The organism is Mesorhizobium escarrei (assembly GCF_935825525.1).
In the GTDB taxonomy this organism is placed as follows: domain Bacteria; phylum Pseudomonadota; class Alphaproteobacteria; order Rhizobiales; family Rhizobiaceae; genus Mesorhizobium; species Mesorhizobium escarrei.
Map to the genome: position 1 here is coordinate 67,005 of NZ_CAKXZT010000136.1, position 15,361 is coordinate 82,365.

The 15,361-nt window shown below is 63.2% G+C and carries 16 protein-coding genes; 11 read left to right on the forward strand and 5 right to left on the reverse strand.

Annotation, left to right across the window (positions count from 1 at the left end; genetic code table 11):
• Window positions 1-3: 3 nt before the first annotated feature.
• From NMG80_RS20875 to NMG80_RS20890, 4 genes are all read right to left on the reverse strand, one after another.
• Window positions 4-810 carry an SDR family oxidoreductase gene (locus NMG80_RS20875; protein ID WP_254019851.1) on the reverse strand — a complete coding sequence of 269 codons (807 nt, stop codon included), beginning with the start codon at window positions 808-810 and terminating at the stop codon, window positions 4-6.
• Window positions 811-823: 13 nt separating this feature from the next.
• Window positions 824-1,039 (reverse strand): hypothetical protein, encoded by a 216-nt coding sequence (locus tag NMG80_RS20880; protein WP_254019852.1) that lies wholly within the window; start codon window positions 1,037-1,039, stop codon window positions 824-826.
• A gap of 28 nt (window positions 1,040-1,067) precedes the next feature.
• Entirely contained in the window at window positions 1,068-1,655 is a 588-nt protein-coding gene (locus NMG80_RS20885; protein WP_254019957.1) for a sulfocyanin-like copper-binding protein, read from the reverse strand.
• A 294-nt stretch (window positions 1,656-1,949) separates the two neighbouring features.
• On the reverse strand, window positions 1,950-2,621 hold the full coding sequence (locus NMG80_RS20890) for a GntR family transcriptional regulator (protein ID WP_254019853.1): 672 nt from the start codon (window positions 2,619-2,621) through the stop codon (window positions 1,950-1,952).
• A gap of 147 nt (window positions 2,622-2,768) precedes the next feature.
• Here NMG80_RS20890 and NMG80_RS20895 point away from each other — a divergent pair, with 147 nt between their 5' ends.
• The 8 genes from NMG80_RS20895 to NMG80_RS20930 all read left to right on the forward strand — a co-directional run bounded on the left by NMG80_RS20895 (window position 2,769) and on the right by NMG80_RS20930 (window position 11,552).
• Entirely contained in the window at window positions 2,769-3,356 is a 588-nt protein-coding gene (locus NMG80_RS20895) for an amino acid synthesis family protein (RefSeq protein ID WP_254019854.1), read from the forward strand.
• The gene (locus tag NMG80_RS20900; RefSeq protein ID WP_254019855.1) at window positions 3,349-5,157 is read left to right on the forward strand and encodes an alpha/beta fold hydrolase; all 1,809 of its coding nucleotides are present in this window, start codon (window positions 3,349-3,351) and stop codon (window positions 5,155-5,157) included. Before NMG80_RS20895 ends, NMG80_RS20900 begins: the two co-directional genes overlap by 8 nt.
• Window positions 5,154-6,206, forward strand: a complete 1,053-nt coding sequence (locus tag NMG80_RS20905) for an LLM class flavin-dependent oxidoreductase (RefSeq protein ID WP_254019856.1) — start codon at window positions 5,154-5,156, stop codon at window positions 6,204-6,206. Before NMG80_RS20900 ends, NMG80_RS20905 begins: the two co-directional genes overlap by 4 nt.
• Entirely contained in the window at window positions 6,203-7,678 is a 1,476-nt protein-coding gene (locus NMG80_RS20910) for an aldehyde dehydrogenase (protein ID WP_254019857.1), read from the forward strand. Before NMG80_RS20905 ends, NMG80_RS20910 begins: the two co-directional genes overlap by 4 nt.
• A gap of 66 nt (window positions 7,679-7,744) precedes the next feature.
• Window positions 7,745-8,749 (forward strand): ABC transporter substrate-binding protein, encoded by a 1,005-nt coding sequence (locus tag NMG80_RS20915; protein ID WP_254019858.1) that lies wholly within the window; start codon window positions 7,745-7,747, stop codon window positions 8,747-8,749.
• A 67-nt stretch (window positions 8,750-8,816) separates the two neighbouring features.
• Window positions 8,817-9,677, forward strand: coding sequence for an ABC transporter permease (locus NMG80_RS20920; RefSeq protein WP_254019859.1), 861 nt, complete (start codon window positions 8,817-8,819; stop codon window positions 9,675-9,677).
• A 1-nt stretch (window position 9,678) separates the two neighbouring features.
• Window positions 9,679-10,479 (forward strand): ABC transporter permease, encoded by an 801-nt coding sequence (locus tag NMG80_RS20925; RefSeq protein ID WP_254019860.1) that lies wholly within the window; start codon window positions 9,679-9,681, stop codon window positions 10,477-10,479.
• Window positions 10,476-11,552, forward strand: coding sequence for an ABC transporter ATP-binding protein (locus tag NMG80_RS20930; protein ID WP_254019861.1), 1,077 nt, complete (start codon window positions 10,476-10,478; stop codon window positions 11,550-11,552). Before NMG80_RS20925 ends, NMG80_RS20930 begins: the two co-directional genes overlap by 4 nt.
• 53 nt (window positions 11,553-11,605) lie before the next feature.
• Here the strand turns inward: NMG80_RS20930 and NMG80_RS20935 are convergent, their stop codons facing one another.
• The gene (locus NMG80_RS20935) at window positions 11,606-12,085 is read right to left on the reverse strand and encodes a cupin domain-containing protein (RefSeq protein ID WP_254019862.1); all 480 of its coding nucleotides are present in this window, start codon (window positions 12,083-12,085) and stop codon (window positions 11,606-11,608) included.
• An 80-nt stretch (window positions 12,086-12,165) separates the two neighbouring features.
• Here NMG80_RS20935 and NMG80_RS20940 point away from each other — a divergent pair, with 80 nt between their 5' ends.
• The 3 genes from NMG80_RS20940 (at window position 12,166) to NMG80_RS20950 (ending at window position 15,335) form a co-directional block, all read left to right on the forward strand.
• Window positions 12,166-13,071: a LysR family transcriptional regulator gene (locus tag NMG80_RS20940; RefSeq protein ID WP_254019863.1), complete on the forward strand. Its 906-nt coding sequence runs from the start codon at window positions 12,166-12,168 to the stop codon at window positions 13,069-13,071.
• 302 nt (window positions 13,072-13,373) lie between these two features.
• Complete coding sequence (locus tag NMG80_RS20945) at window positions 13,374-14,270, forward strand: arginase family protein (RefSeq protein WP_254019864.1); 897 nt, start codon at window positions 13,374-13,376, stop codon at window positions 14,268-14,270.
• A 165-nt stretch (window positions 14,271-14,435) separates the two neighbouring features.
• The gene (locus tag NMG80_RS20950) at window positions 14,436-15,335 is read left to right on the forward strand and encodes a proline iminopeptidase-family hydrolase (protein WP_254019865.1); all 900 of its coding nucleotides are present in this window, start codon (window positions 14,436-14,438) and stop codon (window positions 15,333-15,335) included.
• Window positions 15,336-15,361 lie beyond the last annotated feature (26 nt).

The following is a 15,361-nucleotide window of genomic DNA, read 5'->3' on the forward strand; positions in this document are numbered from 1 at the left end:
TCCTCAAAGGGTTTCGACGTTGCCGTCGACGCCGAGCGACTGGCCGGAAATGTTGATCGCCGCATCGGACAACAGGAAGGCGACCATCGCGGCGACGTCATAGGGGCTGGTCATGCGGCGCAGCGAGATGTTCTGGAGATAACGCACCGTCATCTCCTCATTCGACACACCGAGCTGCTTGGCGCGGTCGGCGATGACCTTGTCGATGCGTGGTCCCTCGATGATGCCGGGCAGGATGGCGTTGACCCTTATGCCCTGCGGCCCGAGTTCCTTGGCAAGGCTTTGGGTGAAACCGATGACGCCGAACTTGGCCGCCGAATAGGGGGTGCGGAAAGCGTAACCATGGCGGCCGGCGGCGGACGACATCGAGACGATCGAGCCGCCGCCCGCCGCCTTGATCAGCGGCACGGCGCGCCTGGCGCAGAGGAACTGGCCGGTCAGGCAGATGTCGATGCAGCGCCGCCACTCCGCCGGATCGATTTCGTCGACGCCGCCGGTCGGCCCGGCGATACCGGCATTGTTGATCAGCGCGTCGAGGCCGCCGAGCTTTTCCTTCACGGTCTCGAACAGCCGGTCGACGTCGTCGTCGCGCGAGACATCGGCCTTGACCGCGGCGACGAGGGCGATCTTGTCCGGAGCAGCAGCCAGCGCCTCGTCGGAGACGTCGCAAACGACGATGCGCGCGCCGAGCCGCGACAGCGTTTCTGCAATGGCCAAGCCGATGCCGCCGGCGCCTGCCGTCACCAGCACGCGCTGCCCCTTCAGCCCGGTCAGGAAATCGTCCGCCGATGTCGGCGCCCCTTTGCTCATCACGTATCCCTTCTCATTGCAGCCGCCGTTCGCGCAGCGTCATGACGGCGCCCAGAACGACCAGGCCGTACAGAATTGCCCTTATGGCATAGGGCAGCTGAAGCAGTGACGAAAGCGCTGCCTCGCTGGTGGCTTGGCAAGCAGAAGCAGTTCTAACCTGCGCGGGCGCGCCCAGACTTTCGAGTTTCAATGTAAACCGCCAGGGATTTGCGTTGATCTCCACAACCAAGCCATAGCGCGGGCTTGCTCGCTAGCCCCTAAGGTCGTCCTGGGGGCTGCTCCTGCGGAAATTTGTTTTCGTCTATGATTGCCACGGCCTGTTCGATGCTGTCTCTCACCTCGAAACCGATCCAGTGTCCGTCCATCAGATGCGTTTGCCTCGCACAGGCGAGGAAATAGTTTCCGGCCTGCTGCGCAACAAAGTTCAGTTGCCTCCTCTCATTGATTTTAATTCCCTCTGGCGGATCGGTGTACACCCCCCAGATCGCATCCTCGGCCGTCAACTTCACTGGCATCTCTGACTGAGCGTAGACCCTGGTCACCATCAGGCTGTGCCGGAAAGACGAGGAGCCATTGATGAACTCGATCTCTACCGACCATTCTGCTGGCACGACGATGGTGAGATTGCCGCCCCAGTAACCGTTGAAGTCGATGATGTCGGTGCGGATGTTATCCCTGCGGTAGCGCTCGACTTGGTTCCAATCGGCAACAATCTCTATGGCCACTGTCTTGGCTGCGGGATCGTTCTTGATCCAGCTCGGGACGAAAGCCTCCCCAGCCAGTGCAATTCCAGGCAACAATCCCAAGGCGAAGGCGAGAAGGGCAAGGTGGGCAAAGCGCGCCATCGCAATCACAGGCTCCCTCCCGAGCGGAGCGGCCGAGCGTAAGCGGCCCAATCGAGGTCGACCCGGGTTATCCTTTAAGGATGAGAATACGCTCGAAATAGTATCCGCACCAGCAAACCCAGAATGCGCTATCGTCAGCAGCCAGAAACAACGCCATCGCTGCGATATCGTCGGTTTGGATGCGCATTGGAATTGCCTGCAGTGCGTCAATGCGAGCGCGACGGGCGATTCCATAATGTGAAGACCCGCAGCCGCCGAGGGAAAAAATTCCAAGGCGTTGCGGCCGTTTGTACTTCAGCTATCGCGAAGAGCCTGTTGCGCAATTCGCCACGCCTGCTCCACATGCCGCCGGGCCGCGGCTTCGGCGTCATCGCCGTTGCGCGACTTGATCGCGTTCATGATGTCGGTCATTTCGGCAATTGCTGCATCGCGGCGATCCGCCGAAGCGATGGTCATGGAACGCAGCTGGTTGATGCGGACGTTCAGGCCCTGGACGATCTCCCAGGCGATGCGCTTGTCGGCGGCATCGAAAAGCACCTCGTAGAATTTTGTCGTCGCCCGCATCACCTCGATCGGATCGGCTGAGGCCCATGCCGTGAGCAGCACATCCAATGCGCGCTCAAGCGCGGCGATCTGATCCTCAGTCGCCGTCAGCGCGCAGGCGCGCGCCGCGATGCCCTCCATCAGAGCGCGCAGTTCATAAATCTCATCGGTGCGGCTGAGATCAGGCCTGGCCACGGCGGGTCCGTGGCCTGGTATCATCTGGACAAGGCCCTCAGTCTCCAACTGCCGCAGAACCTCGCGCACCACCGAGCGACTGACGCCGAGCTGATCGCAAAGCGGGCGCTCGACCAACCGTTCGCCAGGCTGGAAGTGAAACCCCATGATGGCGTCGCGCATGCGCTCCAGCGCCAGTGTCCTGAGCGTCTTGGCGGATCGTTCGATCCTCAGCGTGTCGTCGGCCAATTCATCACCTTCCAGTACCCGCAAGAAACAGATTCGGCGATCCGTTGACAAGCGATTTGGTCTTCGATAGTATGGTATACCATAAGACAGTGGGGCGAAAGGGGAACTGTACCGAATGCCTCAGCCGACCCGACCACCGAGGATTCGATGAAGCCGGCCATCCGAAAAATCGTCACCTATGTCGAGAACACGCTGATTGAAGGCGGCAAGGCGGCCCCCCGGCCGCTGCGCCTGATCGGCGTGGCGGCAGTGCTCGACAATCCTTGGGCCGGACGCGATTTCACCGACGACCTTTCGCCCGAGATCCGCGCCTATGCGCCGGTTCTGGGGGAGGTGTTGACCCGTGAAATCCTCGCAGTTGCAGGATCCGGCGAAGCGATCGAAGGCTACGGCAAGGCCGCAATCTGCGGCACATTGGGCGAGATCGAGCATGCCTCGGCGCTTATCCATACGCTGCATTTCGGCAACCACTATCGGCGTGCCGTCGGCGCCAAGACCTATCTTGCCTTCACCAATCTGCGTGGCGGGCCGAACACACCGATCATGATCCCGCTCATGGACAAGAACGATGAAGGCCGACGTTCGCACTACCTGACGGTGCATTTCCAGGTCGGCGACGCGCCGGCGCCGGACGAATTGGTGGTGGCGCTTGGCGCCTCGATCGGCGGACGACCGCATCATCGCATCGGCGACCGCTACCAGGATCTCAAGGAGGTCGGCGACCTGCATGGCTGAGCTGACGGACCTTGGCTGGGATCGCGGAACGGCGCCTGACGGCACCGGCTTCATCCGTGCCGGATCCGGCGCGCCGGTCCTCCTCATCCACGGCGTCGGCATGAATGCGGCGATCTGGAAGCCCCAGATCGCGCTGATGAAGGACAGATGGGATGTGATCGCGATCGACATGCTGGGACACGGCCTGTCACCGCTGCCGACCGAGGATGCCAGGCTTGCCGATTATGCCGGACAGGCAATCCGGCTTCTAGATCACCTTGGCCTGGATGCCGTCTCGATCGTTGGCCATTCAATGGGGGCGTTGGTCGGGCAGGAAATCGCTCTCGATGCACCCGAACGGGTCCGCAGCATCGTCTCGCTCAACGCGGTGTTTCGCCGCCCGGCGGAGCTTGCTCAGGCGGTGCGCGAGCGCGCCGCCGAATTGAATGGCGCGGAAAACCCGTCAGGGACGGACGCAACGATCGCGCGCTGGTTCGGCAACCCGGTCCCCGACAGCCTGGCCGAGGCCGCAAGGACGACGCGCGCGGCAATGCAAAGCGTCAACTCCGAAGGCTATGCGCGCACCTATCGACTTTTCGCCTATGCCGATGCGGCGCATGGCGATCGTCTTTCCGGTCTCGCGATGCCGGCCCTGTTCATGACCGGCTCGCAGGACAGGAATTCGTCGCCTGCGATGTCGGCGGCGATGGCACGCCTCGCGCCGCGCGGTCGCTGCATCGTTCTGGAGGGCGAACGACACATGATGGCCGTAGCCTCTCCTGACACGGTCACACGGCGCATTGCCGATTTTCTCGAGAGCAGTGACGGCGCAAGCACATCGGCGCGACCGACGATGGACACAGAATTCGACGCGGGCGAATTCAGGCGGGCGCTCGGTTCCTTCCTGACCGGCGTTACCATCGTCACCGCGATCGGGCCGGAAGGAGAGCCTCGAGGCTTCACCGCCAATTCGTTTACATCCGTTTCGCTCGATCCGCCGCTTGTGCTGGTCTGCATCGCCAAGAAAGCGCTGGGCCATCCGGTGTTTTCGACCTCGAAGTGCTTTGCCATCAACGTGCTCTCGGAGGAACAGCGAGCCGCGTCCGGCGTCTTCGCTTCGAAATCGCAGGACAAGTTCTCAGCTGTCGAATGGCGCTTCGGCCCGACCGGCAGCCCGCTGCTCGCTGGATCGGTGGCGACGTTCGACTGTGACATGGAGCAATTGGTCGACGCCGGCGACCATTCGATCCTCATCGGCCGCGTTCGCGAATTTTCCCACAATTCATCGCAGCCCCTCGGCTACTGCCGTGGCGCCTATGTCTCGCCCGGCCTCAGCCAGGAAGCGCTGGCGGCCGCGCCTCCGGACATGGAGGTCGGCGCCATCCTCGAAGATGAAGGCCGCGTGCTGTTCTTCGAAACCGCAGACGGCTTTTTCGAACTGCCGGCGGGCAGAGGACTGGGCTCGCCCGGCGACGCGCGAAGTTTTAGGGGACGCCTCGCTGCGAAAGCCATCGAGGCGCATCTCGGATTCCTGTTTGCGGTCTGGGACGACGCCGCAAACCCATCGCGAACGCATGTCTACTACCGCGGCACGCTAGACGCGCCCCACTCCAGCGACGGCAAGATCCGGCTCGTCGACATCGACAGGATCGCCGGACTGAACATCGCCGACGCTGCTGTGCGCTCGATGCTCGCCCGCTACGTGCGCGAATGCCGGGAGGATGCGTTTGGCGTCTATGTCGGCAATGCGGTCGAAGGTGAGGTCCGTCCGCTCGCCAAGCCGGTAGCCATGAACACTTCCAGTCCGGGTCAACAGATATGAAGTTCTCGCTCTTCGTCCATATGGAACGCTCGGACCCGGCAAAGCCGCATGCCGAGCTCATCGACGAGCTTGAAGAACTTGTCCTCATGGCCGAGGCGGCAGGCTTCGAGACAGCCTGGATCGGCGAGCACCACGGCATGGAGTTCACCATCTCGCCAAACCCGTTCATCAACATCGCCTATCTCGGCGCCAGGACGCAGCGCATCCGGCTCGGCACAGGAACGGTCGTCGCGCCGTTCTGGCATCCGATCAAGCTCGCCGGCGAAGCAGCCATGACTGACGTCGTCACCGGCGGCCGGCTCGACATCGGCATCGCGCGCGGCGCCTACAGTTACGAGTACCAACGCCTGTTCCCTGGGCTCGATGCCTGGGGCGCGGGCCAGCGCATGCGCGAGATCATCCCCGCCATCAAGGGTCTCTGGCAAGGCGATTTCGAGATGTCGGGCGAATTCTGGTCGTTCCCACCGACCACCTCGTCGCCCAAGCCCGTGCAAAAACCGCACCCGCCGATCTGGGTGGCGGCGCGCGATCCGAACTCGCACGACTTCGCCGTGTCCAACGGCTGCAGCGTCCAGGTGACGCCGCTCGCCTCCGGCGATGGCGAGGTCACCAGCCTGATGGAGCGCTTCAACGCGGCGTGCGCGGCGCATCCGGACATGGCCCGCCCCGAGATCATGCTGCTGATGCACACATTCGTTGCCGAAGACGCCGCCGATGCGGAGCAGCTGACGAAGGACCTGTCGCTGTTCTACTGCCAGTTCGGCGCGTGGTTCCAGAACAAGAAGCCGGTTCGCCAAGGCATACTGGAAGCGCTCACCGACGACGAGATCGCCGCCATGCCGCAATACGCGCCGGGGAAAATCCGAGAGAATCTGGTCATCGGCGAAGCCGAAGAGGTGATCACCCGGCTGAGGGCATATGAGGCGCTTGGCTATGACCAGTACTCGATCTGGATCGACAGCGGCCTGCCGCACGAGCGCAAGAAGAAGTCGCTGCAGCTGTTCGTCGACAGCGTGATGCCGGCCTTCGGGCATGGGAGGCCGCAATGACCCTTGTGGCCTTCAGCAACTTCATAGATGGGGCGTTCGATACGCCGACAACCACCTTCGAAAGCACCGACCCGTCCACCGGCGTGCCCTGGGCGACGATGCCCACCGCAACCGAAGCCGATGTCGACCGCGCCGTCGAGGCGGCGCACCGGACGCTGCACTCCGCCGCGTGGGCCTCGCTGACGGCGACGGCGCGCGGCAAGCTGCTGGTGCGCCTCGGCGACCTGGTCGTCGCCAATGCCGGGCGGCTGGCGGAACTGGAGACGCGCGACACCGGCAAGATCATCCGCGAGACCCGCGCCCAGATCGCCTATGTCGGCGACTATTACCGCTACTATGGCGGGCTTGCCGACAAGCATGAAGGCTCGCATGTGCCCATCGACAAGGCCGATATGGACGTCACCATCCGGCGTGAGCCGATCGGCGTCGTCGCTGCCGTGGTGCCGTGGAATTCGCAGCTCTTCCTTTCGGCCGTCAAGCTCGGCCCGGCACTGGCCGCCGGCTGCACGGTCGTCCTGAAAGCCTCGGAGGACGGTCCAGCGCCGCTGCTGGCCTTCGCCGAACTCGTTCATGAGGCCGGATTTCCCGCTGGAAGCGTCAACATGCTGAGCGGGTTCGGGCACGATTGCGGCCGGCGCCTGACAAGTCATCCGCTGGTTTCACGCGTCGCCTTCACCGGCGGGCCTTCGACCGCTCGCGCGATAATCCGCAACACGGCGGAAAATCTCGCCTCCACGACGCTGGAGCTGGGCGGGAAAAGCCCGGTTGTCGTTTTTGCCGATGCAGACCTGGACAGCGCGGCCAACGCGGTCGTCGCCGGGATTTTCGCGGCGTCTGGACAAAGCTGTGTCGCCGGCTCGCGGCTGCTTGTCGAGCGTTCGATCAAAGCCGAGTTCCTGGACAGGCTGAAGCACAAGGCCGAGGCCATTAGAATCGGCGATCCGCAGGATCCGGCCACCGAAATGGGACCCCTGGCAACGCCACGCCAGCGGGAATGGATCGAGAAGATCGTTGCCGAGAGCCTCGCCAAGGGCGGGACGCTGGTCACCGGCGGAAAAAGGCCCGACGAGCATCCGCACGGCTTCTACTACGCACCGACCATTATCGACGCCGAGGACACAGGACTGCCGTGCGTGCGGGAGGAATTGTTCGGTCCGGTGCTCAGCGTTCTCGCCTTCGACACAGAAGCTGAGGCGTTGGCGCTTGCCAACGACACGCCGTTCGGCCTGGCCTCGGGCGTGTTCACCACCAATCTCGCCAAGGCGCACCGCATGGCGCGCGACATCCATGCCGGCGTCGTCTGGGTCAACACATACCGCGCCGTTTCGCCGCTCGTGCCGTTCGGCGGTTACGGTCAGTCGGGGCTTGGCCGTGAGGGCGGGCTTGACGCAATCCGCGATTACACGCGCTCGAAATCCGTCTGGATACGCATATCCGACGAGCCGATCCCGGATCCGTTCGTCATGCGATGAGGGTAGCGCCATTCACGCAATTTCACAAAAACAAGAAACCAAAAACAACCAACAGAGGAGAATGACATGAAACTGATTATGGCCGGCATCCTGGCCGGGCTCCTGGCAGCCACTGCCGCACGCGCCGATGAAATGGTGTTCACCAGCTGGGGCGGGACCACCCAGGAGGCGCAGACCAAATCCTGGGCTGCTCCGTTCGAAGCGAGTTCCGGCATCAAGGTCCTGCAGGACGGCCCGACGGATTACGGCAAGCTGAAGGCCATGGTGGAAGGCGGCAGCGTCGCCTGGGACGTCATCGATGTCGAAATGGATTTCGCCATCAAGGCGGCCAAGGACGGCCTGCTCGAGCCGATCGATTTCAACGTCGTGCCGAAAGCCGGTCTCGATCCTCGCTTCACCACCGACCATGCGGTCGGCAGCTTCTACTACTCCTTCGTTCTTGCCTGGAACAAAGGGGCGGTGTCGGGCGAACCGGCGGGCTGGGCCGACATGTTCGACCTGACGAAATTTCCCGGCAAGCGCACCTTCTATAAATGGTCGGCGCCAGGCGTCATCGAAATCGCACTGCTGGCCGACGGCGTGCCGGCGGACAAACTCTATCCGCTCGACCTCGACCGGGCGTTCAAGAAACTCGACACGATCAAATCGGAAATCGTCTGGTGGGACAGCGGCGCGCAGTCGCAACAGCTGATCGCCTCCGGTGAAGCGGCCTTCGGGCAGCTCTGGAACGGACGTGTCTTCGCCCTCGAGCAGGACGGCGCCGATGTCGGCGTATCGTGGAACCAGAACATGACCGCCGCCGACGTGCTCGTCATCCCCAAGGGTTCGAAAAACAAGGCGAGCGCCATGAAATTCCTGGCCGCTGCGACAAGCCCGAAAAGCCAGGCCATGTTTGCTGAAGCAAGCGGCTATGCCCCCATCAACACGGCAGCCAAGGCCGAAATGCCGGCCGATGTCGTCAAGTCTCTGCCGGACGCCTATGTCGACGGGCAGATCAACCTCGACATGAACTACTGGGCTGAAAACCGCGACGCAATCGCGGAGCGCTGGTACGCCTGGCAGGCCAAATAGCCGCAGATTTCACATGAACCGGCGGGACGCTGCAAGGCGTCCCGCCTGATCTGACGGGATCATCGCCATGTCGGGCAATTTGCTTCATCGGCCATCAATCCTCCGAAGGCCTGATGGCATCGGCGGCGCCTTTCCGGCGCTGGTCCTCATCATCCTGTTCTTCGTGGTGCCGGTCGTCGGGTTGCTGTTGCGCAGCGTGACCGAACCCGTGCCGGGCCTGCAGAACTACGCCACCCTGTTTGGCGACGGCACTTATGCGCGGGTCTTCTTCAACACCTTTCTGGTCGCAACCGTCGTCACCGCCGTCACCGTCGTCGTGGCGTTTCCGGTCGCCTGGATGCTGGCCATCATGCCGCCCGCCCTCGGCTCGATCGTCTTCGGCATCATCATCCTGTCGATGTGGACCAATCTGCTCACCCGCACCTATGCCTGGATGGTGCTGCTTCAACGCACCGGCGTCATCAACCGGACGCTAATGGACATTGGCCTAATCAGCGAACCGCTGCCGCTGATCAACAACCTGACCGGCGTCACCATCGGCATGGTCTATATCATGCTGCCTTTCATGATACTGCCACTGGTCGGAACCCTGCGCGCCATCGATCCGATGACGCTGCGCGCCGCCGCTCTGTGCGGTGCGAGCCCCTTCGACGCCTTCCGCCGCATCCTGCTGCCATTGTCGCTTCCCGGAATCGCTGCAGGCGGCCTGATGGTTTTCGTCATGTCGCTCGGCTATTTCGTGACACCGACGCTGCTCGGCGGCACCTCCAACATGATGCTTGCCGCAATGATCGCCCAGATGATCCAGTCCTTGCTCAATTGGGGGCTCGGAAGTGCTGCGGCTTTCATCCTGCTTTTGGTCACCATGGCGCTCTACGCGCTGCAACTGCGCCTCGTCGGCGCCAAGCGCACGACAGGAGGCATCTGAGATGCTGCTCGACTACGACCGGCTCGGCTGGCTGCGTGCAGCACTGCTGGGTTTCACCGGCCTGGTCGCGGCGTTTCTGCTGCTGCCGGTGGTTTTCATCGTGCTTTTGTCGTTCGGGTCGTCGCGGTGGCTGGCTTTTCCGCCGCCCGGCTGGACGCTGAAATGGTATGAGGAGCTCTTCGCCGATCCGGCCTGGCTCGAAGCGGCGCTGACCAGCGCCCGCATTGCCACCATGGCCGCGATTCTTGCCGTCGTCATCGGGCTCCTGGCTTCTTTCGCCCTGGTCAGGGGACAGTTTCGCGGGCGCAACACGCTTCGCGGCCTGCTGCTGACGCCAATGGTGCTGCCGGTCGTCGTCTTCGCCATCGCCATCTATGCATTCTTCCTGCGGATCGGGCTCGGCGGCACCACGGCAGGCTTCGTCATCGCCCACACGGTCCTGGCACTCCCCTTCGCCATCATTCCGATCACCGCGGCACTCGAAGGTTTTGACAAATCCATCGAGGATGCGGCGATCGTCTGCGGCGCAAGCCCATTCGAAGCAAAACTCCGGGTTACCTTGCCGGCTATCAAAATCGGGATCTTCTCGGCGGCGATCTTCGCCTTTCTCGCCTCATGGGACGAGGTGGTGGTCGCGATCTTCATGGCCAGCCCCACCTTGCAGACCTTGCCGGTCAAGATCTGGGGCAGCCTGCGCCAGGATCTGAGCCCGGTCATCGCTGCGGCCTCCAGCCTTCTCGTTCTTCTGACGCTGAGCCTGATGATCGTAACCGCACTCATTCGGCGGAAATTGTCGAAATGATCGAACCATTCCTCTCCATTCGCGACCTGCGCAAGGCGTTCGGCGGCTTCGTCGCTGTGCAGGATGTCACGATCGATATACAAAAGGGCGAATTCCTGACCTTTCTCGGCCCTTCCGGTTCTGGCAAATCGACGACGCTCTACGCGATCGCCGGCTTTCAGCAGCCGACATCCGGCGACGTTCTTCTCGAAGGCAGGTCGCTGCTGTCGGTGCCGTCGCACAAGCGCAACATCGGCATGGTGTTCCAGCGCTACACGCTGTTCCAGCATCTAACCGTCGCCGAGAACGTTGCCTTTCCGTTGCGCGTTCGCCGCCGGCCGGACGCCGAGGTGAACCGAAAGGTCGCCGAGATGCTGTCGCTGGTGCGGCTCGAGAGTTTCGGCGGCCGATATCCTGGCGCGCTTTCCGGCGGACAGCAGCAGCGCGTGGCCCTTGCCAGGGCGCTGGCCTACGATCCGCCGATCCTCCTGATGGACGAGCCGCTTTCGGCGCTCGACAAGAAGCTGCGCGAGGAGATCCAGGCCGAGATACGGCGCATCCATCGCGAAACCGGCGTAACGATCCTTTACGTCACCCACGATCAGGACGAAGCCCTGCATCTTTCGGATCGCATCGCCCTGTTTCGGGACGGGCGCATCGAGCAGATCGGCACCGGTGAGGACCTCTATCTGAGACCTCAGAGCGAATTCGTGGCCAGCTTCATCGGAAATTCCAATTTCCTGCCGGCTGAGCATCTTGAAACCGTCAACGGCGCCGCCACGATCCGCCTCGCCGATGGCTCGGTTGTATTCGGCGTGAGGATCGATCAGGAGTTCAGCCAAGGCCAGAAGACTCGGCTGATGGTGCGGCCGGAAGCATTTCGACTGAGACCCGGCGCGGCCACTGCCGGGCTTGCGGTCGAATTCATCGACACCGCGTTCTTCGGCGAGCGGCGGCGCGTCATCGCGCGCACCGCCGCCGGCCAGGAGATCGACGTCAGGCCGACATCCGACATGGCGCAAGCACATGAAGGCATCGCCTCGAGCAGACAGATTTTTTTCGATCCCGCCGCCGCATTTCTGTTCCCAGCCTGACAGACGCGCTGGCGGTCTGGAACGACATCTCAGGGACTGTTTGGAAACTCTACTCAGGCAGCCGGCGCCTCGCTGGCGACGCCGTATTTGGCGGCGATGGCCACGAGCTTTCCCATTTCCGGCATGCCGGCAGCGGTCGCGGCATCCAATTCCGCAAACATCTGATCAAGGCCGCAACTCGGCGCGCAGAAGACGAGCAAGCGGGCCGGCTTGTCGCCGACATTGCGGATGGCATGGCGCCGTCCGCGTGCGCCGAAGAAGAAGCCGCCGGGCGCAACGCGATGGGGCGCGGAGTCGCCCTCGCATTCGATAACCAGTTCGCCACTCAGCACATAGAAGGCTTCATCCTCACGGGCATGGGTGTGCGGTGGCGCTCCCGCGCCCGGCGGAACCACGGACTCCCAGAGCGAGAAGGACCCGGCGGTCTCGGCGCCGGTTGCTTTGTAGATATGGGTGATGCCCAGAACGTTGAGCGTCGAGCCGGCCGCCGGCTCGCGAACGAACGGTTCGGCCGTTGTAGCTTTGGCATCCATCGTCGATCTCCTTCGTGGTTCGGGTCGCTCACCAGGAGATAGGCCATTCTCGCCGGTCGATTAGCCGGAATTGTATGGACATGCCGTCCGGATTTCAGGACAATCCGATGATGGACCCGCTCGATGGCATCGCGGCGTTCGCTCGCGTCGTGGACAGCGGCAGTTTCTCGGCTGCGGCTCACCGGCTCGGAATCTCCAAGTCGGCTGTCAGCGCCCATGTGCAGCGGCTCGAACAGCGCCTGGGCATTCGCCTCCTCAACCGCACCACGCGACGGCTGTCGATGACCGAAGCGGGCGCAGCCTACTACCGCCACTGCGCGCGGATTCTCGCCGAAGCTGAAGCGGCGGGACAAGAGGCGAGCGCGCTGCAGCGCGAACCGCGCGGCACGCTTCGCATATCGGCGCCCGACAGCTTCGGCTGGATGCATGTGGCGCCGGCCGTCCCGGGGTTCCTCAGGCGCTATCCGGAGCTTTCCGTCGACATTGCCTTGAGCCCGGCGCATGTGAGCTTGGTCGACGAGGGGCTCGATCTGGCGATCCGTATCGGCGCGCTCGAGGATTCGCCGCTCGTCGTGCGCAAGCTCGCGCCATCCCGGCTCGTCGCCTGTGCTGCGCCCGCCTATCTCACCAAGCATGAAGCGCCGCGCGAGCCGGGCGACCTCGCCAAGCATAACTGCCTCTGCACCAGCCTTCTGCCTTGGGGCGACGAATGGCGCCTTGCCGGCAAAATTGGCGAGGTGCGGGTGGCCGTGGGCGGCAATTTTCGGAGCAACAATGCGGAGATGCTGCGCGTCGCGACGCTCGACGGCATCGGCATCGCCCTACTGCCGACATGGGCGGTGGCGGAGCCACTGCGCGCCGGCGCGCTGCGCCGCGTGCTTGATGGCTGGGAGCCCCAGCCAGCACGATTTATGCCGTTTATCCCAGCAACAGGCTCATGTCGATCAAGGTTCGTGCCTTCGTCGACCACCTTGCGCGATGCATAGGGCGCACGCCGTATTGGGACGAGAAGAGCGAACGGTCTTGGATCGTTTGAGCTACCGCAATCCATTGATCCAGCCGCGCAACTTTCTCTCTGAATGCGCTCATCTTGCCTCAACAGGGAATTTGGGCGGAGGCTTGAAATTTCCTCGGTTTCCCACGTACTGAAGTACGCCGGCTGCGAGGTGAGTTTTTTTGGCTGCAAAAGCGTCGCTTACAGGACCATCAAACCGGCAGCCTCGCAGCGCTCAGTAGCTGAGAACGCAGGGGGGCTACGCCCTCTCACTCGCAATAGCTGGAGCATCCGATGCCGAGCCGCCGCTATGCCATCCTTGAAGCGCCGTCCTCGCTGGGTCTTACGACCGACGGCGTTGAAGCCTTGCCCGGTCGGCTGCTGGAACTGGGCCTCGCCGAACGCATCCATGCGCGCCACGCCGGGCGGCTGGCGGTCCCGCCGAAAGACCCGAAGCCTGACCCTGCCACCCTGACGCTGAACGCCAACGCGATCGCGGCGTGGTCGCCCAAGCTCGCCGACGCCGCGGAGGAGGTGCTGGACGCAGACGAATTCCCGGTGGTGCTGGGCGGCGACTGTACGATCTTGCTGGGTCCGATGCTCGCGCTGCGCCGGCGCGGTCGCTACGGCCTGTTCTTCATCGACGGCCACGCCGACTTCTTCCAGCCCGAGGCCGAGCCCAACAGCGAAGGCGCGTCCATGGACCTGGCCTTCGTCACCGGCTACGGGCCGACGCTGCTGACCGACCTGGAGGGCCGCCGTCCATTGGTGCGCTCCGAGGACGTCGTCGCCTTCGCATTTCGCGACCACGAGGACCAGGCCGAATACGGCAGCCAGCCTTTGCCAGCGGAGCTCACGGCCTACGATCTGCACGCCATCCGCCGCCTGGGCGTCGAAGCCGCCGCCCAAGCAGCCGTTGGCCACCTGACGCGGGCGGAACTCGACGGCTTTTTCATCCATCTCGACGCCGATTGTCTCGACGATGCGATCATGCCGGCGGTCGATTTCCGCGTACCGGGCGGGCTGTCGTGGGACGAGCTGTCGGCGGCGCTCCGCATCATCCTGGCGAGCGGAAAGGCGGTCGGGATCGAGGTCACCATCTACAATCCGCGCCTCGACGAGGACGGCAGCGCCGGACGTGGCCTCACTGATGTCCTGGCCGCAGCGCTCGGCACAGCCGCGCCCGCTTAAGCGGACGGGAGCAATCTTGACCGTTGGGGCTTCGACTTCGCTGCAACACGCAATCACCTCCCCGAACGAGAATGCGCCGGGCCACTTAGTACCGTCGGCTGCAAACAAGGCTTGGGAGGGTCCGTCATTCGGTTCCTGCCGTGCCAGGACGCGGAGCTTGGAATTGTGACGGCACATGCGACCACCGAAGGATTTAGCGACTACAGGGATTACCGCACCTGGTATCGCGTAGTCGGAGATCTCAACTCGGGCAAGCTGCCTTTGGTCGTCGCTCACGGCGGGCCGGGCTGCACCCACGACTATGTCGATTCATTCAAGGAGCTTGCCGATACCGGGCGGGCCGTCATCCACTACGATCAGATCGGCAACGGCAAATCGACCCATCTGCCCGACAAGGGCGGCGACTTCTGGACCGTCGATTTCTTTTTGGGCGAACTCGATGCGCTGCTCGCTCACATTGGCATTACCGAGCGTTACGCCCTGCTCGGCCAGTCCTGGGGCGGCATACTTTCGGCCGAACATGCAGTGCGACGCCCCACCGGGCTCAAGGCATTGATCCTGGCCAACTCGCTGGCCTCGATGGCGCTATGGGTGGAAGGCGCGCTGCAATTGCGCGCCGAGCTGCCGGCCGATGTTCGACTCGCGCTTGACCGGCACGAGGCAGCCGGGACCACCGATCACCCGGATTATGTTACGGCGACCAAGGCGTTCAATGGCCGCCACGTCTGCCGTGTCCTTCCAACGCCGCCGGAAGTAGCCCGGACATTCGCGGCAATCGACGCGGATCCGACGGTTTATCACACCATGAACGGACCCAATGAATTTCACGTCATCGGCACAATGCGGAACTGGACCATTGTCGACCGCCTGCATCTGATCGAGGCGCCGACCCTGGCGTTCCGCGGATTTTACGACGAAGCGACCGAAGCCTGCGTCCAGCCCTTTCTCGATCATATTCCCGACGTCGAAGGCATGGTCTTCCCGAATTCCAGCCATATGCCGCATGTCGAGGAGAAGGATGATTGCCTCGCCGCCGTCGGACGCTTTGTGGCCAAATACGATTGAGGCAGCCTGTTTTGCGTAGGCCTGTC